The organism is Pseudobacteroides sp. (assembly GCF_036567765.1).
Lineage (GTDB): Bacteria > Bacillota > Clostridia > Acetivibrionales > DSM-2933 > Pseudobacteroides.
This window is the reverse complement of sequence record NZ_DATCTU010000080.1, coordinates 1-22686: the sequence shown is the minus strand read 5'-3', so window position 1 is coordinate 22686 and position 22686 is coordinate 1. Positions and strand designations below refer to the sequence as shown.

The following is a 22686-nucleotide window of genomic DNA, read 5'->3' as shown; positions in this document are numbered from 1 at the left end:
CTACTCATTAGGAGCCTGTACAATGGCATGGTATATACCGCCTGAAGAGTTGTTTGGAAGAATATATTGGAATACTATATCCGCTTCTCCGAAAGCCGGTACCTCAACCTCTTTTACAAGTTTTATAAGCTCCTGCTTGTAGACCTGCCTATTAGGGTCCATATCTTTTAAAGCTTCTCCCTCAGGTGAAAATATAAGTGCCTGCTGATAACCGCTTCCTGCAACTACAGATCCTAAATAATAGCTTACCTTTCTATCTTTATCGGTGTTATTCTTAATGTGTATCTTTTCATTGTACCAGATACCCCAATTCCCCAGGTTTGTCAGATACTTTGCTCCTTCAGGAAACCTTAATGTCGGTGAAAGCAGAAGATCAGCACCGTTATATTTTTCTTTAAAGGTGAACATATCACTTATTATTGCTCCCTCATTCTTATCAGACGTAATATTGGTTACCCATCCCGGAAAGTTTTCAAAGTTTCTGTTCCATTTGTTTTCCTTAGCATTGTACAACGGATATGATACTACCAGAGGAGTATTGTCTACATCCCAGTCATTAATGCTGACGCTTAGATCCAGGTTTGTGACAGGGTAAGTATCTGTTGTGCCTCTGTACTGTCTTGCTGAAGCTTCAAAAGGAACCTCCGTAAATGCATCCACCTTTGAAGGCTCACTAAAGTAAGTCGGGCTGTCCATTATGCATACAGTTACTTCCAAAACCTGATCTGTGTCAAATTCAGCCATTGCATTCACAAAGTCACCCCAGGTTTGACTTGCAGGCTCCATGAGCAATGTGGGATTGTCAAAAAGCCAAAAGTAACCTCCCGGTTCAATATCTATGCTTGATTGATTACTTAAAACATATTCTCTTAGTGCATCCTTCATGAATATACTGCCATGGGATGGAACCGAACTTATGCCTTTTTTGGATATAACTACGTGGGCAACACTCTGGGTCTTGTTGTGCAATAGCACTCCAAAATGCTTGGGCTTGCTGTTTGAAGTGACGTTCATGTGGTCAGCTATGAAAGCATTTTTTCCAATAACACTATCCCTACGCATTAATACACAAACAGGTTGGTTATTCACATGATTATCCATAACAGATTCAGGGAAATTGCTGTAAAGCAATGTTCCCGGCTCATCATCTCCCTGCACATACCTGGCTGTCGGGTAACTCTCATCTTTGGACTCGATAGCTAAGTAAGGGTCTGCCCACACGCCAGAATCATTATCGGTACCATCACCTGCATCAGTTACCTGCAATGTCAGTTCTTCAATACCGAATACGTTTACATCAATCTTTCTTTGCATGGAGTGATAATACCTTGATATATCGTTTGATATCACTTTACTCTCATATAAAAGCCTACCGTCTCCATATAATTTAAATATTACAGATCCGCCTTTGGTATACACCGAGTCATCCAGACCTATTACACTTGAAAAAATCATGTACTTTTTACCCAGAGGTATTTTTATAATCGAACCAGGTCTTTGCACAATACTATTTTTATATTCCACATGGCTTAGCTTAATTGGTTTGTTATCCATATTGATATAAAATTTTGTATTTACATCGTTCTGATATGAGTCTTTATCTATTAGATCAACAGCAAAGGTTGGGGCTTGTTTGTCCTTAACCTTGAACTTGTTAACTTCTGACCATGTTATATTGCCGTATGTATCTTTAACGCCCAATACAAAACGATAACTCCTGCCATATTGTATATCCAGCGGAGGTACTACATGCTCCCCCTCCTTAAGCGGTGTTATGTTATTTAGTATAACTGTCCCGTTTTCATCATCTGCAACCCTCAAAACATAGTTGGAAGCTGAGCTTGCTATGTTCCACATTATGGATGCATCGGACCTTTTAACATCACTTCCATTAGACGGGTAGGTTATTGTAGGTTTTTCCGCTACCTGGAAGTATTTAAGAGCAGTATAAGTAGTCTTCTTCTTAGCATCCATGACACCTACCTTATAGCGGTATTTTTCGCCCGGAGTCAGAAGCTTTGCAGGTATGCTGTATTTATTAACACCTTTTTTTATAGTTATGTTTTTTAATATAATCTTGTTGCTGCCTTCCTCAACAAGCCACAAGTAGTGGTCGGTTCCTTTATAGCTGTCCACCCACTCTATTGCTGCCTTATTTATTGCAACTACAGCATCTGTTGATGGATACTTTATCTTAATGTTTGAAGCTGTGGGATTTGGCAGGGGCGTAGGCTTGGCCCCGCTTGCCGCAACTCCTGAACATATATTGACACTCAATAGAACAAATAATAATACTAATAATTTTTTCATTGTTTTCCCCCTATAACGTAACAAAATCACACAGTAATTTTGCAACCTTTATAAACTTTACATAAGCTTCTCTATTAACACAAGAAGCGGCGGACAATTTGGCTGGTTTACAAACTCAGACCTTAATACGGAGTAATTCCTGCTGTCAATTGTGGTAATATAATCCATAAGTGCATCCTTCTCTTCAAAACCGCTGTCTCCACCGTAATAAACAACCAAAATTACAAGACCGTTTTTCTTAAGAAGCTCCATGGCAGCTTCAATTGCTTTTTTAGTAGTCTGAAATCTTGTACAAATACTATGATTCCCACCTGGAAGATATCCTAAATTGAACATGGCAAGTGATACCTGACCATTTACATATTTGCCCATATTTTCATGACCATCTTTTATCAATTCAACACGGTGTTCCAAGCTTTGGCTTTTAAGCTTCTCCTTGGTTTTTTCCAGTGCCTTTTCCTGTATATCAAAGGCATAAACCTTTCCTGTCTCACCAATAAGCTTTGCTAAAAAAACGGTATCATTACCATTTCCGGCAGTAGCATCAACCACCTTATCCCCTTCTTTTACTATCCTCTCTGCTATATCATGGGACTGTCCCAAGCAATTTTTAATAAGCTGCATTTTCTCCACCTTCTAGACTATTAGAATTATGTCCCTGATTATTTTTGCCGCTAAAAGTGCAGTCCTATCCGATTGATCAAAAATCGGTGAAACCTCCACCAAATCAAAACCCACAATATTAAGACTTTTCAACATTCCCACTGCTTTTAGCATTTCCCTTGAGGTTATACCTCCCGGCTCAGGAGTTCCTGTACCGTTTGCAAAAGCCGGGTCCACAACATCTATATCTAGTGTAACATATACAGGCCTATTTCCAAGTGTTTTAATAACTTGCTCCAATGGTTCAATAACATCAAACTTGAACATATTGGTGTTATCCTTTGCAAATTGGAACTCTTCCCTGGTGCCGGACCTTATACCCAACTGGTAAATATTTTTGCCAGGCATAAAATCAATAAGCCTTCTTATGGCAGACGCATGGGAATTCGGACATCCCAAATACCCTTCTCTCAGGTCAGCGTGAGCATCGAAATGAAGAACAATAAGCTCGTCACCATACTTTTTATGGACTTCTTTAATTACAGGAACACTTATAAGGTGCTCCCCCCCTATAAATATAGGAAACTTACCGTCACCCAAAATTTCTTGTGTCGAATCTCCAATAAGCTTCAAGCTCTCTTCAACATTTCCAAAAGGCATGTCCAGGTCACCGCAGTCAAAGAATGACTTGTCCGTCAAATCCTTATCCATATACACACTGTATTCTTCTATGCCAACAGATACCTCCCTGATCTTCTGAGGTCCAAACCTTGTTCCTGGCCTAAAGCTGCAGGTAAAATCCATCGGCACTCCAACCAAAACTGTTTTTGCATCGTTATAATCTTCACAACTTGCCATAAACTTAACCGGCAATGTTGATTTTCCATCCTTTAAACCCATCTTATCCTCCTTGTTATTCTCAACTGAATACTTTTATTCTGCAATCCATACCACCAGCACTATTCTTATAGCTTTTGTTTCAAGTCCATATTCATTCTGATCCAATTTTGATATGGTATATAACGGATTATTTATATTAAAAAATGTGGCCTCTGACCATTAATAGATAAATATACCTGTTTGCTTTTAGGATCTCTAAATATGTCTGTCAATTCATAGGAGAATTCAATCAACAGTCCTGATTCTTCTATATCTGCATTTTTCCAGCTGAATGTCCATCTGGATTTTAGGTAATCTACCATTCCCGGCCCCTGATGCCAAGTCCTGAGTTTTTCACTATTTACAGCCAATGCTACAATCTCACCTTAGTTGGACTTGATGGCAGTTAAAACCCGTATTTGCCAGCAGCTTTTTCTTGAACTAAGTTAGCACTAACAGCCTTAGTCTCCATTTTATCCCCCTCTTTTGCACTTTATTTCTTTATTTATTTGATTATCAACATTATATACCATATAGCCAAACGATGGAAACTGTTTGACCCTATTTTTATCGCATTATTTTATGACTTTATCTGTAAATATTATACCGTCCAAATGGTCTATTTCATGGCATAATACTCTTGCTAAAAGTCCTTCGCCAGAAACGACTATCTTTTCACCTTTGCGGTTTAACCCTTCTACTATAATTTTTTGGGGTCTTTTAACTTCACCATATTTTCCAGGCAAACTTACAGAGCCTTCAACACCTACCTGCTCCCCTGATTCACCTATTATTCTGGGATTTATAATTTCTATAAGACCTTCTCCTATATCCGCAACTACTATTCTCTTCAAAACACCTACATGTGTAGCAGCAAGGCCTATAGCATTTTCTTTTCTCATTGTTTCTATCAAGTCATCGAGGAATGTTAATATTTTATTATCTATAATATGTACTTCTTTAGCTACTTTTCTAAAGACTTCATCATCTAATTTTCTAAGGGTTCTCAGAGCCATTTAAAAGTCCTCCCACTTTCAATATAGTAAATCATGTTGATTGCTGACAAAGAACACTAGTCAGCTGCTCTTTGTACGTCTATTATATTATATGGTATTTTAGTATACAAGCAGATAATTTACTGTAATTTCCACAAAACAAACAATACTCAATGTTCTACTATTTTACACAAAAAGAAAATGACCCTATTGACTGGTCATATTCTTTCATTACTCCCCTATTGTCTTGTTGCCTTCTGTATTATGCTTGCTCAACACTGCCTCTCATTATAAAAACACATTGCTTTAATATTTTATATCATCTTCGTACATAAATCAACCATGTTTAACACAAAATCGTAAATAATTATTTACGTTAACTATATTATGATTTTTTCAAAATGACATTGATTTGCATTTGCTTCTCTTCCAAAGCTCTTTCTCTATATACAGTTTATGGAATTCTGTATCTCCCTTAATAAATTTTATTGTATATGCATCCTTTCCATTCTTGTAAGAAGGGTAGTAGAAAACAATCTGTGCTGGGTTCATGCCCATATTCGTCATTAACTTCTTTGACTCCGTCAAGATCAATAAAAATCACTGCATATTTCAAATTGCTTATTACTACCGTTTCATGTTTCATGATTCTCATAAGGTTTTCTTCAAGCATTATTCTGTTTCCCAAACCTGTCAGTTTATCTTTATGAGTCAGTTCATAGTTGCTAATGCTTTTCTCGTAAACCACCCACCAACAGGAAAACCGCTCACATCTCCACCTTCATATAAGGCATATTGATTATCTTTTAAGGCAATAATATAGGGTTTCCACTCCTTGTCACCAAGCTTATCCACTATCTCTGTACACTTATCCCATACATCTTGTGAAATGAGAATTGAGTCAAAATCTATCTTATCATCCACTACCTCTTTAGAAATATTAGAAACATCAGTGCTTAAAGACTGTTGAAGCAGTATATCGAATTCTATAGGGGTTTCATCTTCTACAGGTATAGTTAGATTATCATTCATGTCTTCTGCTTTAACGTTTAATGAGATGTTTTTTCCTCGTGTGCCGTTACCCGAGCAAAATGACCGCACTATATGAATGCTGTTTTCATCAGGCATTATTTTTTTAAAGGAAGAAATATCTTTTTCTTTAACAACCTTTACCAGATGTTGAACAAACTCAATTTCCTCATTAACTAAAACCTCCGTTACAGGTATATCTAAAGTTGGTTCGGCTATGCTAGTCGCAATCTCTTTGTGATTAAGTTCACTTCCACATCCTATAGCAAAGTAAGTGGAATAAAAAGTCCTAATATTAAAATTATAGTTTTTTTCATCTTCTCACCTGTTTATACCCATTTTTTAACATTTTTATATGACAATGTCAATTCTACTAGATTTCTTTTCTATTTTCTAAAGTAAGCCATATTGCAAACACAATTTCAAAAATAGTCATTATTCCTGGAAGAATAAATGTATGCTCTGATTTCAAGCTACTTCCAACACCAAGAATAACTATTGGTATTATAATGGACATTACCATATACGCTTTAGACCTATACAGCCATGAAAACGGTAACAAGTGTGCACCGAAAATTATTGCCAGGATCATTACCATTTTGCTTGGAGCTGCGGCATATGCCCACATAGCAATTAAAATGTATAGAAATTGATTTATAGAAAATAGAATTCCTAAATTATTTAGTGGGTTATCTTTCGCTGAAAATTCAGCTTTTATTATTCTTGAAATCAGAAATGCTAAAGGAACCAGCGGTGCGGTACAAAAGAAGGTAAATAGATTTCTGGTAAGAATATCTTTTATAGGTAAAAGCCATATAACAAAAATCCCCATCCATAATATAATCGAGGCAAGTATAAAGGATATACCTTTTTTATTCCTCTTTGCAATATCTAGTCTCATTTCATTAATTGTCATAATCCAATTATCCCCTTATATTAATTTAATCACTATTTCAAAATCCAGTTACTTCTATATTTTTCTCATCTAATAATCTATAAGATTCTCCACTTGTCTTCTGCACATCTTTGTCGACCATATAATAATCAATAAAATATTCTTTATCTGCAATATTATAAACATATTCTTTTTCCATGAGTTTAACAATAATATAACTTAATTTCTTTTCAAATTTTCCTCCATACACTAATAGATATTTTCCCTTTTTTGTTTCAATAACTGGCATTCCAATAGAACCAGAAGAATATCCTCCGCTAACAGATCTCAACATATTTTTTTCATTTATCTTAAACTGATAAAGTGCTAAATTTCCATCACTCATTGTAGATAATACTAGTTTTAAATCATCAATAATGGCTTCATTTCTTATAATGATTGTGATATTTGTAGGTTTTCCAACATTTTTGTTAGAAGTATTTATTTCATTTTCAATTGCGAGTTTAATATCCTTAGAATTATCTGAAATTGTGTATTGCTCTTCATATCTAGAATAAGAAGAATCACAGGTAGTAAATATAAATATACTCAAGAAGCATAGAAATAACACCATAATAATCTTTAGCATCATACTATTTAACATTAATTCCATCCCTTTCATGGTCTTAAATGAATTGTTAGTCAATATGCATCGACCCAAAATTTAGAAGCTATCGCCGTATCTAACATTAAATTTACTGCAGCACTTGATATTAAATCAATTTTTATCCATTTGCTTTGACGTATTATTTAAAGCAGAAATGTCCGATTTGATTCTACCTATTTTACTTAAAATGTTATCCGTTTTTCAATATATTCAATATATTCAATATATTCAATATATTTTAATATTTTTAACATTTAATCCACATTTGCACAACATTTAATATATATTTTACCAAACATCAAATAAATTTACTACATTTTTTAATATACATTAAATACCACTTCAAACTCCAGTTCATGCTCAATTGGAATGTTATTCATTCCAATTATCAGAATATTAGGCTTTAACTTGCGTGCGATTTTATATCGTGCACATGCCCGACGCCACTGAACCAGACCCACGAAGCCCTTCTTCTTTGGCACGCTTGCGTGGGTGAAGTGGTGTAGTGCGGATCTTCTACATGGAATGACCCGCAAAGCAATTCTTCATGCCCTTCTATCCGCACTTTTACGGGCATGTGTTGATATGTGGAGTTTCCTGCCACTTTCAAAATTAAATACCCTCTACTCGCACCTATTCCTTTATCAGATTTACATATATTTATTGATTCAGTTATGTCATTCCATAAAACCCGACGCAGGACGCGTCGGAACGCATGGAATTCCATATATCGTCTACATTTGCAAAGTCCACGATTTGGGCCCTCAAAGCCATTCTTCTTGGCGGAGCTCCGCCCTCAACGAGTGGATTTGGGCAGGATGACTACATGCCCTGCTCCAACATCATGCTACATGTTTTGCCCTTTATGCAAATGTGTTGGTCTCCGAAGTCCGTCAACTCTAAGCTTAAATTAGTACTACACCAAACCTCTTCGTAGTTCAGAATATATAAATAATACGAACAAAGTTTATCCAAGTTTCTCAAAAATCTTTTCTCAGATATATCATATCAACTAGCTGTACTTCACCTTCATAAATTGGATAGTTATAATTGTCAGTAAAAAAATTCTTAATTCGATGAGACTTTACAAATCCACAACTCTCATAAAAAGAAATAATAAACGGACAATCTCCAGTTCCAACAAGCATTGTTTTACATCTGTCTTTATAATATTCTAATATATATTTAATCAATTTTTTCCCGTAGCCTTTACTTTGATATTTTTCATATGTTGCTATATTCTTAAGTTCATATGTTTCGTCATCCTCTTGAGTCACCACACAGATACTTTTCAAGTCATCATCATATAGAGCAAACATATCCCCACGCTCTAAATATTTATCAATCATATCTTCTTGCTCGTCTGCTAGCAACAACAAATCAATAAATTGTTTCTTATTATTTGAAATTATTTTAATTTCCATAAACGCAATACCTCATAATCTCAATTTCGAGTTACCAAACAAATGTGATCTAAACTCATTTCAAAAATCACTTAAAGTTTGCACATAGTTAATAACGATTTCGGAGAACGTTCGCCATTTGCGGCTGTCGCTGAATCGGACCCCATAAGAAATACCCTTGGCGGTGCTTGCACCCGATGAAGCGATGCGGGCAGAATGACCTCATGCTCATACTCCAGAGAACTTTCTCCATGCTTTGCCCTTTATGCAAATGGACTAGTTACACGGAGTCAGGTGCCCCACGGAGCAAGAACCGCATGGATGCGGTGGCCTTAAACTATTCATCACTCTTTACTTATTTTAATAAGCAAAGTATATTAAGTATATTAAAACTTTATGATACTGAATTATCTATTCCAAATATCCAAGCTATTGCATTTGTTATTAGCATTGTTACAGTAGGGCATACAAACAATATAATATTTAACAAAATAAGCTTTATCCTATAAACACACTTACGTTTTTTAAGCAGAATAATAATGGTAATTGGAAAGCAACTAATAGTATTGGAACTATAACAAGGTTAAAAATTCCATCTCCACCCCAAAACCAGAACAAACTAAAATATATTAATAAATGATTTTTCTTTTGCAAAACTACATAGCCATTCTTTCAATATCGGTGCAAGGACACACCGTTCTGCTTGGTCTGTCGACTAACGTGTATATCTGAGACGTTGATGGATCGGACTTACAGAGCCCTTCTCCTTGGCGGAACTTGTTCCCGATGAATCGATGTGGGCAGGATGACCCGTAAGCATGCCCTTTACTCAGATACGTTGCTAGGCGAAGGACCATGACCCGCGAAGCAAGAGCCACACGTATGTGGTGGCCTTAATACATAACCCAAGTATAGTACTCATATATTTTTAGTAAATAATATTTCAAGGGCTTCGTTTTCAAGTAATAAACATCCAGCATCCTTATAACCTTGTTTTCTATAAAAAAACTGAGCTTGTTCATTTGCCAATGTTGATGTCATAACCCTTGTATATCCCTTTTCCTTCATAGCCTTTTCCCAATAATAAACAACTTTTGAACCTAATCCTTTTTGTCTATAGCTTTCATCAAAATACAACATATTCATAAATGGTGTATTATCCCAAAAGTAATTATATCTCAGCCACCCTACTAAATTGTCATCAACACGAATTGTAATTACTTCTTTTTCCCCAATCTTTTTTTCAAGCATTTCTTTACTTATATGTTTATCATTTTTTAAAAGATACTCTAAATCCACAAATTCAGCATATTTTATAGATATTCTCATAAAACCACCCCATAATTTTTTCTTGCAAAACCCTTCTAAAAATCATGCGACACAACGTCGCAATAACTCATGGTCTTTCGCCTAGCGTCCGCCATTTGCGGCCATCGCTGAATCGGACCCATAAGGAATACCCCTTGGCGGTGCTTGCACCCGATGAAGCGATGCGGGCAGGATGACCTCATGCTCATACTCCAGAGAACGTTCTACATGTTTTGCCCTTTACGAAAATGGACTTGTTAGGTGATGAACCATGTCCCCCGTAACGAGAGGACAATAGGATGTCGTCCCCTAGCATCTCATTTCATGAAAATCAATCGTTAATGTTCTTATTTATAGTTCTTCTAACCGATATAAGCATTGGATTAAAATACTTCCTCCAAAACTTGTTAGCAAATAAATTCCCTGTTTCAAAATCAACGTGTACACTTTTTATGTCATTTTTATTGCAATAGTCAAATACATTTTTTAACAGTTCTTTACCCAGTGCCTTGCCTCTGTATTCTGGCTGTATGTACGCACCTATCTCATCAATCAAACCGCTATTACTTACAGACAAATCAATAATATTATCCCTTTTAGATACACTTACATTAATAAATCCTATTGCTTTATTATCTTCCCATGCGATAAATACATTGCCTTTTTGTATAATTTCTAGTATTTCATTTTTTGAACTTTGGTCTCTTTTCAGGAAAAGAGGAGCTGAATGGTAGTATTGTCTTGATTCCTCTACCAAACTATATAATATTTCAACGTCCTGCAATTCGGCCCTTCTAATCTCATATGGTGAATTACTATATATCTTATTATCTGTGATGGTGAATGCATCAATTAAGTAAGAACCAAAACCCAAATCGTATAAAATATCCCTAAGTTTAGTATCATTATAGTTGATTGTCCACATATGATTATAGATATACGTATCTACCCACTCTTTGGAAATACTTTTATATAAAGATAAATATGCTTCTTCCTTATATTCCTCAACGGCAGCATGTGCTATTGATGGACAGAATACCGACTTTTCGCCATTAAACGGAAATTCATCATATGTTAAGTACCCAATTAAACTGTTATCTAGCTTAGCAACGATACCAGTTCTACTTTCAACCTTACGCTTTAAAAACTCTTCTATTTCTCTTGTGTTTTTTTTCCAATGATCAGGGTATGCTTCACTACTACAATGACGACCATATTGTTCTCCCCAAATTTTTAGGGCTTGGGTAATATCTGATTCTTGCATCCTGCTTGTAATAATCTTATTTATCATATTCTTCTCCTTTAATAATGCATTTATTACGATGTTTTTAAAATCCGCGACACGATGTCGCGGTCTATGCGTGGTTTTTCGCCTAACGTTTTGATTCACGATGTTCCTGAACCGGACCCGCAGAGCATTTCTTCTTTGGCGGCCTTTGGCCCGGTGAAGGAATGTGGCGAGTCCTTCTTCGTGTTCATGCTCCAGCGAACTGCTTCATGCCCCTTCTCACGAGCCCTTCCCCATTGTAATTTCATTCCGATCTTTTTAATAATAATGTTGTCCTATTAGCCGTAAAAAGCCCGCGTCAGCCCAGCTTAACGCACCACTTTTCACATAACGTCTCGTCTTCCCGCCGTCCCCAAGCCTTACAGGAGGTGCACCCAGTCTTAGATAGCTCATATCTTAGGTTAGGGGTGCCTCCGCCTCGGTTAGGCTTGGGGATATGTGGAGGGCATGCTTTTCGCCCGGAACGAACGGGAAGATTTTGTTCTCTGAAGTCCGCCGACACTATATTCCAAATGAGCACTATTAAACCCTTCACTGGGTGCAGAATATATAAAAAAACAGTTACTTCATCACCATGATTGCTTCAATCAGTTTGGATGATAAAAAAGTTGTACTACTCCGGAGGTAAATCTCTTTATATTAATAAGATTAAGCTCTATTCTCTGAGTTATATTACTAAACAAAGGTTTACCTGATCCCAAAACTACAGGGTGAACAGACAATCTATATTCATCAATAAGTCCTAAATTTATAAATGTTGTCACAAGGCTTGCTCCTCCATACAGCCAAATGTCTTTACCGGGTTCTTTTTTTATTTTTTCCACCTCATGCTGTAAATGTTCATTAATCAGTATTGCCTTTCCATCAATTTCTGTAAGAGTCTTCGAAAATACATATTTCCTTTTACTATGAACTAACTTCCAAATTTCTTTTTCTGACTCACAAGCCCCATCATCTGGAATATATTGTCCCCATAAGTCATAACTTTTACGACCATAAAAAATTGTATCTATACTATCCAAGAAATCGGTAAAACCCATATCTTGATCCATTATACACCAATCAACTTCTCCCTTTGGACCTTCGATAAATCCATCCAGAGTCACTGCCAAATCTAACACTATTCTTCTCGAATTTACAATATTCAACATAGAGTTTTGCTCCTCTCTAAAACTGTATTTGAGTTCATTTTATGTGTAATATCAAACAAAATTTAACTTGATGCCTTTTAAAACATCACTTAAATCAGCACTTTATTTAAAAGGATTTCAGAGAACGTGTACATTTGCAAAGTCCATGAGTTGGCCCCTCGTGGGCCACGCCCTCAACGAATGGATCTGGGCAGTCACGGTAGACGTGCCAGTTACCCAGCACACCCCGTACAGATCCCAGCGTGCGGAATTACCGCACCGGGCTCTTCAATTACACTCGCTTCCGCTTCAAACAAAACAATAATCTTCAATACTCAATTGCTTGTACAAACTTTTCTTTATCCTCGGTTTTATCAATCCGTAGTGTTTCATCTTTTCCTTGAATTCTTCAAAAATAAAGCTTTTCCTTTGGCTTCTTCTATTCATCCATTTATACAACGTCCTAACAGCTATATCATAAAATCTGTTGATTTTATGGCTATTTCCTTATATAGCATAATAATTAAAATAGCCTTTCAACTTCATATTCACCATTTCCACTACCATTTTGATTCTTTTATTCCTGTTTTTCTTGCACTATGTTGCAAAGGCTTTTAATGATTTCGTCATTCTTTTGGGATTCGTTTCCCTTCGTATATAGTCCTTTCCCTTTCTCGATAGCACCCACCTGAAATCGAATCCTAGAAAACTGAATTTAGTATTTAAATGCTTCTTAAATCTTGAGAATACCACCATCCCAGTCTTCTCTTTTGCCAGTTCCAAACCAAATTTCTGCAGTCTTGCTCCTAATATGTTCATTAGGCTATTTGCATCACTTTTGTTTCGGAATCCACAGATAAAATCATCAGCCGATCTGCAATAGTAAGCCTCAGCTTCACACTTCGGCTTTATTGCTTTCTCGAACCATAAATCTAATACATAGTGTAGGTAAATATTCGCAAGTATCGGACTTATTACAGACCCTTGCGGGCATCCATTGAATGGCTTTTCTATTTCTCCATCTTCGGTCAATACTGGTCAATACTCCTGCTTTTAACCATTTCTTTATAAGCCTTATGAATTGCTTGTCCTTTATTCGTACTTCCAACATCCTTATTAACCAGGTTATGGTCTATGTTGTTAAAGAATCCATTTATGTCTGCTTCTACTACATAATTATATTTACCTCTAAGCTCTTCTTTGATGGCGTCTATAGCTTGATGTGCATTCTTCCCTGGTCTATATCCAATAGCTATCGTTAATAAAGTCCTGCTCAAATATAGCTTCCAATATATCGGAGACTGCTCTTTGGATTATCTTATCTCGTAATGTCGGCAATCCTAACGGTCTTTTGTCATTTTGCCCTTTTGGCATCCAAACTCTTTTTACCAACTTCGCTTTGTATTTCTTGCTTTTGAATTCTTCTACCATCTCTTCAATATTTTCTTCAATGTGTTCTCTGAATTCCCTTGCTGTTTCTTTATCCACTCCAGCAGCTGAACTTTTGTTAATCCTCTTCCACGCCTCATGCAGAGCTTGTTTGTTTATGAGTTCGTATAAGTTGCCAAATTTGTATTTCTTATCTTGTTTTGCTTTAATTGCTATTCCCAGCAGTGAGGTTTGCATTGTTTATCCAGTCCCCCAGTCCGGACAATGTTTCCTTTGCCAGCTACGTGTTCAAGTTTTCAACATCTTCTCTCTATACATGTCACGTTCTTTGACCCCGACAGATCCTCCTGATTCTTGCCTTTGCAAATCCATTGTGTTGACTTCTGTGTCATCCACCACATCGTCATTTGCATTTAACGAGTTTACGGGGCTTAATATGCTTCAGTGAATACGGTTTCCCTTTTTACCTACATAGTTCTCTTTGTACGCTTCATTTAACTGTTACCAGCTTCAATGCAACACTCGATATAGGTGACTGGCTAGGCCTTCCCAACAGGGACTTTCACCCTGCAAGATGATGTTGAACTTGGCTTGACGCACGAATGACCTCATGCCCTGCTCCACCGGCATTCTGAATGCTTTGCCCTTTATGTAAATGGATTGTTAGTCGAAGTACACCGCCCCCTTGTTCAGAGAGAGCCATGGACGGCTATCCCTCAGAAAAACTTCATTTTACTATTCACTATCAAATTCTGAACTGTATGGGTTAGCATATAAGTCAATTTGAATCTCTGTGCCAGTTTTTGCACAAAACTCAATTACATCTTTTTTAAAGCCTAAAGCAGGAGTATTTCCATTCTCAATCTTTGGAACTTGCATAAGGATAAACCAGCAATCATACCGTTCTTTTATTAATAGCAACTCATCAACTTTAGACAATAATGGTGCTACTACTATTTCTGCCTGTTCGTCAGCTAACAATGTTTCAATATAACCAGTCCCATATTGCCAAGCAGCCCAATCATATAAACCTGGACCATGCTTTTTCTTTTCACCTATTGAATGACCTCCTGTATTCTTTATTCCTAGAATACTTGACACCTCATCAAGATTAATATCGCCAATAATTGTAAAATACGTCATACAAACTGTTTGATCCTTCATTTAAGCCCTTACCTCTTTATAATAATCCTTCAAAGCTCTTCTCGTACAATCCGCACATGGATGTGCGGTTTTCGGTGTATTTCGACTAACGTCCCGCGTCTCCGACGGCCTGGAAGCTTACGGCGACGTCCGTTAGCTTCCAGGCCGTGACTGAGTCATTCTTCATGGAATGACCTCGAAGAGCCTTCTTCATGCTCTTTCCCTCGAAGCCCTTGCGGAGACGCCTTGTTATATGAAGTCGCAAGACCCTATATTCAGAGAACGACAGGACGTCGTTCCCTCAAAAAACGCTTATTTATTTGCTTCTTCAAATTCTTCTTTTGTTAGTCCGAAAAGAATCTCATCATAATATCTACCATTTGAATAAACCATCTGGCGTCTTCGTCCTTCTTCCTTACAACCTAATTTTTTCAACATTGTTCCTGATGCAATGTTTCCATCTAGAATACTTCCATAATATTTATTTAACCTTCTTTCATGGAATGCATACTTGAATAAAATTTTCATTGCAGCAGTCCCATAACCTTTGCCTCTGTGATTCTGATCTATTTGCATCCCAATAGAAAACGTTCCATTTCTTTCATCTACTGAATTTAGATTTAACCCTCCAACATTTACACCATCAAGAGTTTCAATAGTAAACATTATACGTCCAGTACCTGGTGTAAAATTTATAAACTTACATATCAAATCTTTAGCTTCTTGTACTGTTGGCGGAAGTTCAACTTCATAATCCAAAAGTCTTCTTGATTCTGAATCAAAGCGGTTATAGTAGTGCACTTCCCAATCCCCTTCCTCTACTGCTCGCAAACGGACTATTTCATTTTGCCAAAAATAATTTTGATAATTAATATCTCTCATCTTCAAACCTCCACTATATTTATACATTGTCAAGTAAGCCATACCTCAACCCCGCCATACGATATGTCGGTCAACCCTTGCGATTCCATATAACGTGTACATGACCGACGCCGTCTGAACTGGACCCCAGAGGATAACCAGTAAGTGCCGCTGTGTGGCCGGTGAAGCGGTGTGGTACGGTTCTTCTACATGGGATGTCCCTCGAAGCAATTCTACATGAATTTCTATCCGTACCTTTACGAGCATGTGTTGATATATGATGGACTTTGCCCAACTGGAGCCCTGGATGGCGTAGGCGTTTTTCTTCAGAGACTTTCCCTATAAACTTTTTAAAAATATGCTTGTTTCAAGCCCAAACTCGTCTATAAGTCTTTCAACAAATTCCCAACCAAGATTTTTATAATACTCAGAAGCATGTTCTGTTCTCAAATACAAAATATCATATCCAAGTCTACTTGCAATAGATTGAATTTCTTCAACTAAAACTTTTCCGATTCCTTTGTTCCTATATTCTTTGTCAACATAAAGACCTGCCAACCAAGGAGCATATTCCTTAGCCTTTAAATCATTTACGACCAATGATGCTACACCAATACAAACTTTGTTTTCTACAGCTACTACTGTTATTGGCAGAAACTCCTTTTTCCTATTTCTAAAACTCTCTTCAACTTTTTCGCAGGAAATTCCAGACCTAATTCCATCAATAAATTCATTATATATCCATTTTACAACTATATCCACATATTGTTTATTGTCACATAAATATTCAATCTGCATTCTATCACCTCTTGTAAATAAACCTTTTACAAAGACTTACTTAGAGAGCCAGGGCGGCGAGCAGCTCATAAGGGCAAAGTCTTTCATATATCGTTTGCATAAGAAGCCTTTGAGGGGTTCCCTTCCTTTTTTATAAAAAAATCCCGCAAGTCATTCTTGCAGGTACATTTTTAGTTTCTTTAGTTTCTTTAAATCAATTATAAATCCAGCTTCTATTAATAAATCCAATCCTATCAGACCATTTATATCATCATACTGAAAACTTGTAAAATCCAATGAACAATTATCTAAGACAAACTCACCCAGTTTTACTCTATCAATGGTCTTTACAAAAGCATGCTCTTTTTCACCTATTCCATAAGACGTGACTACCTCATCATCGCCGCTAACTTTTATACCAATATCATCTACAGCATCCTGAGAAATCAAAGTTTGTGCAGCTCCTGTATCAACCACAACATTATTTATTATCTTGGATTTGCCCTTAAATGAAATCTCAATGTCAGTAAAAAGCAAGCCATCCCTATACTCAATATTCATCCTTTGTATACTCTCCTCAACCCAATTCTTGACCGGATCTTTAAAACAACATTATCTCTGGATGTATGATAAACTAGTACCTTGTCCTTTGCATGCAAAAGTTCCTTTGTTGCTTCATCATCTGCAACAGGACCTATAACAGCCATCTCATCAACAAATTCTTTATTCTCTTCTATATGAGATTTCAACACTTCAAACTTTACAAATTGATTGGGGTATATATTTCTCACTTCACTCCACTTCATATAAACCACCTTCTCTAAAATAGATCTACTAATATTATACCACAAAAACTTACTCTCGATAGCCCCGCTCATACCTAAGATAAAACGGAAAAAGAATTTTATATATCGTCTCCCATCTGCGACGGCGTTTCTCGGGCTTCTTTGGTCACGGTAGACGTGCCAGTTACCCAGCACACCCCGTACAGATCCCAGCGTGCGGAATTACCGCACCGGGCTCTTCAATTACACTCGCTTCCGCTCCAACGTCTAGGTATGCGACGGCTCTGAGTCAGACCCGTAAGGAATATCCCCTGGCAGCTTTAGCTCGACGAAGAGCTGTGGTGAGGCATTCTTCATGGGATGACACACATTAGCCTTACTTCATGTTTTTCCCGCCCGCACCCTTGTGCATACCTGTTGTTATCGGATGGATGAGGTCCCCAGAGACCAGCATGCGACAGGACGTCCCATCCTCAAATCGCCCTTTACTCAGTCCAAGAAATTAAAAATAACTTCTCCCACAGTCAAAGAATCATAATACCTTAATTGTTTTATTTCAGTTTTGTTCAATTGCTTATAATCCTCAAAATTTAAAGGCTTTAAAAGTTCATTTGTCTTTATAACATCATAAAACTCATTAAACTTATTTTCTAGAACCTCATCATCAAAGTATTTGATATTAAAGTACTGTATACTTTTCGCAAAACAAATATACGGAAAGACTATGTTTAATAAAATAAAAATACTCTTATCTTTATAATATACTTCACATGTATAAAAATTTTTACCAATAGTTTCAAAATCAAAGGATAAAACCTTAAACAACCCACTGTTTGCCAACAAATGGCATACCTTTTAAAATCAAGACTACTACATCTATCATTTGATATATTCATGGAACATTCTTTTATATTTGTAAATCCGCTTATTCCAGGTTTAAGCAACATGTATAAACCTCCCTGTAAGCATGACCCGTAAGCACGCCCTTTACGTAAGTGTGTTGATATGTGAAGGTTAGGTGCCCCACGAAGCCCGAGCCGCACGGACGCGGCCCTTGAAAACTACATCAACCACATTGTTTCGCATTATATTAAGTTTGCGAATTATCCATAATGTAGATTATACTTATTAAGTTCATCAAATTTCTTAAAATGGTCGCTTATTAAAAAAACCTTTTTCTTTCCAATACTCATATGGATATTTGCCTATACCAACGTATTTCCTTAATATAAACTTTGACATGTAATACATGAAAATCGTAGTAATATATGGATATTCTTGCCGGGCATGATAAAATATATTTGCAGCTCTACGTAGCTTTTTCCCAAATCTCATTTGTTTTGGTTGCGACATTTTATCCCATCTATCAATGAACATCCTAAACCCAAGCGAGTAAACACGGTTGACACCCCAATTCTTAAGATACTTCTTAATTGGTTTTATCGCTGCAATAGAACCTGCACCTGTCGTAATGATAAATGCTTTCTTTTTAAACAACTCGGTCCTGGGTGCAACATTCATTGTCAAAAAATCCAGATGGTCCAATAAGTTTTTCATACAAGATGACATGCTGCAAGCACCAAAATGCGGAGTGGTAAATATCAGTGCATCAGAATTAATTATTGTGTTCAAAATTGGAGTGACATATTGCGAATGAGGACATTTTTCATACGGGTTGCCAAGGCAAAGTTGACACCCTGTGCAAAACTCTGGCATGGCTTCAGGAAGAAAAAACTCTGTGTATTGAACATCTCCGTATTTTGTCAACTCATCTAAAAAAATTTTTGTAGCCTTATAGGTATTACCCTTTCGGGGACTCCCGTGAAACACTGCAATCTTCATTATACCTCCTATGAAACAACAAATTGCCGACAAACAGTGCATAAATAACTTTCTCAATTTCAAACTAACATGAAATAAAAAAACTTCAGAGCTTTACCTAAAAACCCGTGACAAGGATGTCACGGCAATTGCACCTAGCTTTCATATATCGTTCGCCATTCAAGAAGTCCATGAGCTGGACCCGTGAGGAATCCCTCTTGGAGTGCTTGCACCAGCGAATGGATTTGGGCAGGATGACCTCATGTTCCTACTTCATAGCCTTACTTTATGCTTTGCCCTTTACTTGAATGATCTTGTTAGATGTAGTCCCATGCCCCGTAGCTCAGAGCAGCACGGACGCTGCACCTTAAGTCTTCTGTTTAAATTCCAGACCTACCCCTCTTTTCTGGATAATATAATCAAAACCTTCTCCCTTACTACGGCAAAATCTTCCGATAGTGTACTTAGATAAATCAAGCAGTTCAATAATTTCTTTAGATCCCTCGCTGTTTGGTTCAAAATTAGGTAGACTAAAAGGAAAACCACTATTTGGATTACTTGTATGAAAGTAAATCGCATCATTTACCCCCGAAAGTCCATCAAAATAAATCCAAGTCTGAAACTCTCTATTTGATCCATCTGTTAGTAACTCAATCCTATCAATAATTTTTAAGTATGTGGCGAGCCCTTCTTCATGTTCACGCTCCTGAGAACTGCTTCATGCTTTTTCTTATGAGCCCTTGTGTGAATCTGTTGTTAGTTGATGGATGACTCCCCGCGTAGCCTACTAATAATACTTTTTAACTGCCTCTTCCACATCACTTGGAAGAATAATTGGCCCTTTATATCTTTCTAAAAATGACAATTGAACATTTTCATAAACAGGAAGTATAAAAACAGGTTTTCTTTGAATCCGTGGATTGTTAATTGCCCCCGATTCACTATCACCGTTTGCATATGTAACCTCACTTGCTTTCCATGTTGAACTTAACCAATATTCATCAACAATTGCAAGTAGACTATCACAATCTGATATTGTTTTCTCAATTCTATCATATCCTACGAAACCTTTTAAATATACTATTCGAACACCATGATTTTTTAATTCTTCTAAAAGTTTTGGAACCTTAATATCAAAATCTTTATGCCTTTTAATATCCTTATCTACTTCAAAATATGATAAGTACATTTTTTCTACCATGAAATCCTCCAAAAAATCATATTTCTTAGAATTAATTCTAAATCAAAAAATTACAAACGGCAGCATTTCACGAACGCGTCATCTTTCAACTAACGTCCGCCATTTGTGGCGTCGAAGAATCGGACTTACAGAGCCCTTTTGCGAAGGCGGTGCTCGGCACCCGATGAATCGATGCGGGCATGATGCCTTCATGCTCCTACTCCAGAGAACGTTCTCCATGCTTTGCCCTTTACGCAAATGGACTTGTTAGGCGAAGGACCACGCCCCACGTTGCAAACAGTACGGATGCTGCGGCCTTAAATCTCCTTACTTACTGACTAGCTCCAATGTATGATTTAACAAATCCAAACTCCCCCACTTTCCATGTCCAGGTATAACTACTTCAGCATCTGCATACTTTTCCAAAACTTTCTTCACCGAATCTGGCCACCTTTTAACGTTTACGTCTGCTATATTTCCAATATCACTTGCATCTAAAGATTTAATCAAACATCCACCAAATAGCACTTTATACTGCTGAAACCATACAGTTATATTGTCTACAGTATGACCTTCTCCTGGATAAAATACCTCTATATTAATATTTCCAAAAGTAATTTTGGGTTCAGAATCAAGTTCTGGCACTGGTTTCTTAAAACCATTCTTTTCAGCTTCTTTAACTGTCAGACTTGTACTTCTTACATCTACTTTATTCTCAATCAAGGTATCAATTCCACCTATCCTATCTTCATGTGCATGAGTTATAATTGCAAGAACGATATCTTTCTTAAATACACTTTTTGAAAACTTTATAAGTTCTTTTGTCTGAGGATTATTCCACGGAGTATCAACTAAGACTAATCCTTTCGAAGAAACAGCAATAACACCATTGGATGGTGTCCTACTGCCATTATAGTTTGCATATGTAGTATGTACCCAAATATAATCATTTATCTTTGTTAATTCCACATAATTCGAATCATCTGAACCACTTTTCAAAAAACTCTCTTTGACCTTAACATCTTCAGACTTGTTAGAACACCCCATCAAATAAAGAGATAAGAAAACTAATGTGACCAAAAACAAACAAATCTTTTTCATATAATGCTCCTTGATTTTTGATTTTTTCTTTTACTCCAAAGACCAACCCTAGCAAATCCGGGTATGGATGCCCGGCCTCCCCGCATGGTCTTTCGCCTAACGTTTTGTTATTCCCGACGTTCCTGAACTGGACCCGAAGAGCCCTTCTTCGTAGGCGGTGCTTGCACCCAGTGAAGGAATGTGCTTCAGCGAACGGGAATAACCTTGTTAGGTGATGGAAATCATACTGACCCTTAAGGAATACCTAATTAATTACCTATTTTTACAATTTCTTCTTTTTAAAAACTTAACTTTATTTTTACCATAATCACTCTGTAGAGATTATATTTATCCGTAAATCAGTTCATTATCACTTTATTATTTTTTTCTTTTAATCCTTTCAAAAATTAAAATTACTATTCCTAAAAGAGTATACATAAATGTATAACTAATAGACATATCTATATATGCATCTGGATGTAATTCTATAAAAAGACTATTACACCAAATATAAGACAAAAGAAATCCCCACGTTATAATAAATGTTATAAAATATATTGCTATTTTTGACTTTAGCCATTTTTTTAAAATATCAAATATGTATAATCCGACGACAAGTATTGAATGCAAAACAAATCTACCTAACAAGTGAACATACGGTCCCAATCCCTCCTTTGCAGGCCATAAACCTAAAAGGATTGATATGGTATCCAACAATGTAAAAACAGAAAATAGAATGCACACTGTTATAACCTTATTCTTTAAAATCTTTAAGTATAGTACCCTAACTTTACTTTGTAAATTTGTAACTTTCATATAATTTTCACCTCTTAGTTTTATACATAATTATATTAGTGTTGCATAAAAAACTTTAATAAAAATCAACTGTAATATTTACCTGTAAAAATGTGAAAGCTCCTTTGTTAATATCAAGTGGGTTGGCCTGACAAGCAACCACAATAATTAACTAAGGAGCTAATGATATGGTTGATTGTACTACAGTTTTTGAAACTTTAACAGGCCTTTTACCCAAGAACATTTTGGAAAAAGCCATTGAGGAAACCAATGCAGAACACGGAACAAAGAAATTTACTGTTCTTCGGCAACTTAATACGATGATGTATGCACACTTGACAGAGAAAGTAAGTCTTAGAGATATTCAAG

The 22686-nt window shown here is 36.5% G+C and carries 27 protein-coding genes; 1 reads left to right on the top strand and 26 read right to left on the bottom strand.

The annotated features are described in order from the left end of the window. From VIO64_RS11660 to VIO64_RS23105, 26 genes are all read right to left on the bottom strand, one after another. Window positions 1-2310, bottom strand: a complete 2310-nt coding sequence (locus tag VIO64_RS11660; protein WP_331918332.1) for an NPCBM/NEW2 domain-containing protein — start codon at window positions 2308-2310, stop codon at window positions 1-3. A 57-nt stretch (window positions 2311-2367) separates the two neighbouring features. Beyond that, complete coding sequence (locus VIO64_RS11655; RefSeq protein WP_331918330.1) at window positions 2368-2934, bottom strand: tRNA (mnm(5)s(2)U34)-methyltransferase; 567 nt, start codon at window positions 2932-2934, stop codon at window positions 2368-2370. Window positions 2935-2946: 12 nt separating this feature from the next. Beyond that, window positions 2947-3813 (bottom strand): agmatinase, encoded by an 867-nt coding sequence (speB, locus tag VIO64_RS11650; protein WP_331918328.1) that lies wholly within the window; start codon window positions 3811-3813, stop codon window positions 2947-2949. A 131-nt stretch (window positions 3814-3944) separates the two neighbouring features. After that, on the bottom strand, window positions 3945-4163 hold the full coding sequence (locus tag VIO64_RS11645) for a hypothetical protein (protein ID WP_331918326.1): 219 nt from the start codon (window positions 4161-4163) through the stop codon (window positions 3945-3947). 204 nt (window positions 4164-4367) lie between these two features. Beyond that, window positions 4368-4808: a peptide deformylase gene (gene def / locus VIO64_RS11640; RefSeq protein ID WP_331918324.1), complete on the bottom strand. Its 441-nt coding sequence runs from the start codon at window positions 4806-4808 to the stop codon at window positions 4368-4370. Window positions 4809-5262: 454 nt separating this feature from the next. Beyond that, window positions 5263-5535 carry a diguanylate cyclase gene (locus VIO64_RS11635; protein WP_331918322.1) on the bottom strand — a complete coding sequence of 91 codons (273 nt, stop codon included), beginning with the start codon at window positions 5533-5535 and terminating at the stop codon, window positions 5263-5265. Next, window positions 5499-5888 carry a hypothetical protein gene (locus VIO64_RS11630; protein ID WP_331918320.1) on the bottom strand — a complete coding sequence of 130 codons (390 nt, stop codon included), beginning with the start codon at window positions 5886-5888 and terminating at the stop codon, window positions 5499-5501. The genes VIO64_RS11635 and VIO64_RS11630 overlap by 37 nt, the downstream gene beginning before the upstream one ends. 301 nt (window positions 5889-6189) lie before the next feature. Further along, window positions 6190-6732, bottom strand: coding sequence for a DUF7010 family protein (locus tag VIO64_RS11625; RefSeq protein WP_331918318.1), 543 nt, complete (start codon window positions 6730-6732; stop codon window positions 6190-6192). A 37-nt stretch (window positions 6733-6769) separates the two neighbouring features. Continuing rightward, on the bottom strand, window positions 6770-7354 hold the full coding sequence (locus VIO64_RS11620; protein ID WP_331918316.1) for a hypothetical protein: 585 nt from the start codon (window positions 7352-7354) through the stop codon (window positions 6770-6772). Between the two features lie 983 nt (window positions 7355-8337). Next, entirely contained in the window at window positions 8338-8781 is a 444-nt protein-coding gene (locus VIO64_RS11615; RefSeq protein ID WP_331918314.1) for a GNAT family N-acetyltransferase, read from the bottom strand. An 897-nt stretch (window positions 8782-9678) separates the two neighbouring features. Continuing rightward, the gene (locus VIO64_RS11610; protein ID WP_331918312.1) at window positions 9679-10089 is read right to left on the bottom strand and encodes a GNAT family N-acetyltransferase; all 411 of its coding nucleotides are present in this window, start codon (window positions 10087-10089) and stop codon (window positions 9679-9681) included. A gap of 310 nt (window positions 10090-10399) precedes the next feature. After that, a complete protein-coding gene (locus VIO64_RS11605) occupies window positions 10400-11359 on the bottom strand; it encodes a GNAT family N-acetyltransferase (RefSeq protein WP_331918310.1) in 960 nt (319 codons plus the stop codon). A 584-nt stretch (window positions 11360-11943) separates the two neighbouring features. Next, a complete protein-coding gene (locus VIO64_RS11600; RefSeq protein WP_331918308.1) occupies window positions 11944-12507 on the bottom strand; it encodes a dihydrofolate reductase family protein in 564 nt (187 codons plus the stop codon). A gap of 576 nt (window positions 12508-13083) precedes the next feature. Beyond that, entirely contained in the window at window positions 13084-13518 is a 435-nt protein-coding gene (locus VIO64_RS11595) for a reverse transcriptase domain-containing protein (protein ID WP_331918306.1), read from the bottom strand. Continuing rightward, window positions 13515-13763: a hypothetical protein gene (locus tag VIO64_RS11590; protein ID WP_331918304.1), complete on the bottom strand. Its 249-nt coding sequence runs from the start codon at window positions 13761-13763 to the stop codon at window positions 13515-13517. Before VIO64_RS11590 ends, VIO64_RS11595 begins: the two co-directional genes overlap by 4 nt. Further along, window positions 13726-14112: an RNA-directed DNA polymerase gene (locus VIO64_RS11585; protein ID WP_331918302.1), complete on the bottom strand. Its 387-nt coding sequence runs from the start codon at window positions 14110-14112 to the stop codon at window positions 13726-13728. Before VIO64_RS11585 ends, VIO64_RS11590 begins: the two co-directional genes overlap by 38 nt. A gap of 498 nt (window positions 14113-14610) precedes the next feature. Beyond that, window positions 14611-15039: a DUF4279 domain-containing protein gene (locus VIO64_RS11580; RefSeq protein ID WP_331918300.1), complete on the bottom strand. Its 429-nt coding sequence runs from the start codon at window positions 15037-15039 to the stop codon at window positions 14611-14613. 291 nt (window positions 15040-15330) lie between these two features. After that, window positions 15331-15900, bottom strand: coding sequence for a GNAT family protein (locus VIO64_RS11575; protein WP_331918298.1), 570 nt, complete (start codon window positions 15898-15900; stop codon window positions 15331-15333). A gap of 318 nt (window positions 15901-16218) precedes the next feature. Beyond that, on the bottom strand, window positions 16219-16677 hold the full coding sequence (locus VIO64_RS11570; RefSeq protein WP_331918296.1) for a GNAT family N-acetyltransferase: 459 nt from the start codon (window positions 16675-16677) through the stop codon (window positions 16219-16221). A gap of 150 nt (window positions 16678-16827) precedes the next feature. Further along, the gene (locus tag VIO64_RS11565) at window positions 16828-17217 is read right to left on the bottom strand and encodes a retropepsin-like aspartic protease (protein WP_331918294.1); all 390 of its coding nucleotides are present in this window, start codon (window positions 17215-17217) and stop codon (window positions 16828-16830) included. Further along, on the bottom strand, window positions 17214-17462 hold the full coding sequence (locus VIO64_RS11560) for a hypothetical protein (RefSeq protein ID WP_331918292.1): 249 nt from the start codon (window positions 17460-17462) through the stop codon (window positions 17214-17216). Before VIO64_RS11560 ends, VIO64_RS11565 begins: the two co-directional genes overlap by 4 nt. A gap of 468 nt (window positions 17463-17930) precedes the next feature. After that, complete coding sequence (locus VIO64_RS11555) at window positions 17931-18284, bottom strand: hypothetical protein (protein WP_331918290.1); 354 nt, start codon at window positions 18282-18284, stop codon at window positions 17931-17933. Between the two features lie 303 nt (window positions 18285-18587). Beyond that, window positions 18588-19283, bottom strand: a complete 696-nt coding sequence (locus VIO64_RS11550) for an NAD(P)H-dependent oxidoreductase (protein WP_331918288.1) — start codon at window positions 19281-19283, stop codon at window positions 18588-18590. A 766-nt stretch (window positions 19284-20049) separates the two neighbouring features. Then, window positions 20050-20463 carry a hypothetical protein gene (locus VIO64_RS11545; RefSeq protein WP_331918286.1) on the bottom strand — a complete coding sequence of 138 codons (414 nt, stop codon included), beginning with the start codon at window positions 20461-20463 and terminating at the stop codon, window positions 20050-20052. Window positions 20464-20769: 306 nt separating this feature from the next. After that, window positions 20770-21543, bottom strand: a complete 774-nt coding sequence (gene bla / locus VIO64_RS11540) for a subclass B1 metallo-beta-lactamase (RefSeq protein ID WP_331918284.1) — start codon at window positions 21541-21543, stop codon at window positions 20770-20772. A 357-nt stretch (window positions 21544-21900) separates the two neighbouring features. Next, window positions 21901-22338 (bottom strand): DUF6608 family protein, encoded by a 438-nt coding sequence (locus VIO64_RS23105; protein WP_414705270.1) that lies wholly within the window; start codon window positions 22336-22338, stop codon window positions 21901-21903. Between the two features lie 167 nt (window positions 22339-22505). On the opposite strand from VIO64_RS23105, the gene VIO64_RS11535 reads away from it, so the two are divergent. Then, a partial coding sequence (locus VIO64_RS11535; RefSeq protein ID WP_331918282.1) for a DUF4372 domain-containing protein occupies window positions 22506-22686 on the top strand: 181 nt, incomplete at its 3' end.

What these genes read in the sequence shown, in the direction of transcription:
- VIO64_RS11560 (WP_331918292.1), bottom strand. Translation starts at nt 17,462, where the DNA reads ATGAAGTGGAGTGAAGTGAGAAATATATACCCCAATCAATTTGTAAAG.
- bla (WP_331918284.1), bottom strand. Translation starts at nt 21,543, where the DNA reads ATGAAAAAGATTTGTTTGTTTTTGGTCACATTAGTTTTCTTATCTCTT.
- VIO64_RS11550 (WP_331918288.1), bottom strand. Translation starts at nt 19,283, where the DNA reads ATGAAGATTGCAGTGTTTCACGGGAGTCCCCGAAAGGGTAATACCTAT.
- VIO64_RS11570 (WP_331918296.1), bottom strand. Translation starts at nt 16,677, where the DNA reads ATGCAGATTGAATATTTATGTGACAATAAACAATATGTGGATATAGTT.
- VIO64_RS11610 (WP_331918312.1), bottom strand. Translation starts at nt 10,089, where the DNA reads ATGAGAATATCTATAAAATATGCTGAATTTGTGGATTTAGAGTATCTT.
- VIO64_RS11580 (WP_331918300.1), bottom strand. Translation starts at nt 15,039, where the DNA reads ATGAAGGATCAAACAGTTTGTATGACGTATTTTACAATTATTGGCGAT.
- VIO64_RS11625 (WP_331918318.1), bottom strand. Translation starts at nt 6,732, where the DNA reads ATGACAATTAATGAAATGAGACTAGATATTGCAAAGAGGAATAAAAAA.
- VIO64_RS11585 (WP_331918302.1), bottom strand. Translation starts at nt 14,112, where the DNA reads ATGCAAACCTCACTGCTGGGAATAGCAATTAAAGCAAAACAAGATAAG.
- VIO64_RS11565 (WP_331918294.1), bottom strand. Translation starts at nt 17,217, where the DNA reads ATGAATATTGAGTATAGGGATGGCTTGCTTTTTACTGACATTGAGATT.
- speB (WP_331918328.1), bottom strand. Translation starts at nt 3,813, where the DNA reads ATGGGTTTAAAGGATGGAAAATCAACATTGCCGGTTAAGTTTATGGCA.
- VIO64_RS11605 (WP_331918310.1), bottom strand. Translation starts at nt 11,359, where the DNA reads ATGATAAATAAGATTATTACAAGCAGGATGCAAGAATCAGATATTACC.
- def (WP_331918324.1), bottom strand. Translation starts at nt 4,808, where the DNA reads ATGGCTCTGAGAACCCTTAGAAAATTAGATGATGAAGTCTTTAGAAAA.
- VIO64_RS11615 (WP_331918314.1), bottom strand. Translation starts at nt 8,781, where the DNA reads ATGGAAATTAAAATAATTTCAAATAATAAGAAACAATTTATTGATTTG.
- VIO64_RS11545 (WP_331918286.1), bottom strand. Translation starts at nt 20,463, where the DNA reads ATGGTAGAAAAAATGTACTTATCATATTTTGAAGTAGATAAGGATATT.
- VIO64_RS11655 (WP_331918330.1), bottom strand. Translation starts at nt 2,934, where the DNA reads ATGCAGCTTATTAAAAATTGCTTGGGACAGTCCCATGATATAGCAGAG.
- VIO64_RS11575 (WP_331918298.1), bottom strand. Translation starts at nt 15,900, where the DNA reads ATGAGAGATATTAATTATCAAAATTATTTTTGGCAAAATGAAATAGTC.
- VIO64_RS23105 (WP_414705270.1), bottom strand. Translation starts at nt 22,338, where the DNA reads ATGAAAGTTACAAATTTACAAAGTAAAGTTAGGGTACTATACTTAAAG.
- VIO64_RS11600 (WP_331918308.1), bottom strand. Translation starts at nt 12,507, where the DNA reads ATGTTGAATATTGTAAATTCGAGAAGAATAGTGTTAGATTTGGCAGTG.
- VIO64_RS11660 (WP_331918332.1), bottom strand. Translation starts at nt 2,310, where the DNA reads ATGAAAAAATTATTAGTATTATTATTTGTTCTATTGAGTGTCAATATA.
- VIO64_RS11620 (WP_331918316.1), bottom strand. Translation starts at nt 7,354, where the DNA reads ATGTTAAATAGTATGATGCTAAAGATTATTATGGTGTTATTTCTATGC.